Here is a 1,052-nt window from a genome sequence, read left to right on the forward strand (position 1 = left end):
CTAGTGTTCTCCACCTGACATAGGATTCCCATTGGTTTCCTGGCGTGTCATGTTGGGCCATGAGACGCGCTGATATCTGCCTTTATCTGGGCCTCGAGGAGCGGGCTGAACTGCAGTCCCTCGTCCGGAACCGAAACACGCCGCGCAAGCTGGTCTGGCGTGCCGAGATCATCCTGGCCACGGCGGAAGGCCATGGCACGTTCGAGATCATGCGGCGGGCGCGGACCTCGAAGCCGACGGTCTGGCGCTGGCAGGAGCGGTATCTCGATGAGGGAGTGGCGGGGCTCAAGCGGGACAAGACCCGTCCGTCGCGGGTGCCTCCGTTGCCGCGTGAGGTGCGGCTCAAAGTGATTGCCAAGACGGTGCAGGAAAGCCCGCCCAATGCCACCCATTGGAGCCGCAGCCTGATGGCGGACGCGGTGGGGATTTCGCCGTCGAGTGTGGGTCGGATCTGGGCTGATGCGGGCCTGAAGCCGCACTTGGCGAAGGGTTTCAAGGTCTCGAATGACCCGGCATTTGAGGAGAAAGTCACAGACATCGTGGGGCTTTACCTCGATCCGCCCGACCGCGCAGTGGTGCTCTGCGTGGACGAGAAATCCCAGATACAGGCGCTTGACCGCACCCAACCCGGCCTGCCGCTGAAGAAAGGCCGCGCCGCAACCATGACCCACGATTACAAGCGCCACGGCACCACGACGCTGTTCGCCGCGCTCGACGTGAAATCCGGCATGGTCATCGGCGATTGCATGCCGCGCCACAGGGCCAAGGAGTTCCTCAAATTCCTGCGCCGCATCGACCGGGCCGTGCTGGGCAATCGCGAGGTGCATCTGGTGCTGGACAACTATGCCACGCACAAAACGCCGGAAGTGAAGACTTGGCTCGACAAGCACCCGCGCTTCAAGCTGCACTTCACGCCAACCAGCGCGTCCTGGCTGAACCTCGTCGAACGCTTCTTTGCCGAAATCACCGCGCGGCGCATCCGACGAGGGAGCTACTCCAGCGTCGATGATCTGGAGGGTGCAATCTACGACTACCTGCTCCAGCACAACGCC

At 62.8% G+C, this 1,052-nt stretch carries 1 protein-coding gene; it reads left to right on the top strand.

The window, feature by feature from the left end; all coding sequences use genetic code 11:
• Positions 1-59 precede the first annotated feature (59 nt).
• Positions 60-1,052: IS630 family transposase (locus Q1A36_RS21280; protein ID WP_299848172.1), on the top strand; the 993-nt coding region annotated here is incomplete at its 3' end.

Source organism: uncultured Paracoccus sp., assembly GCF_947487305.1.
Lineage (GTDB): Bacteria > Pseudomonadota > Alphaproteobacteria > Rhodobacterales > Rhodobacteraceae > Paracoccus.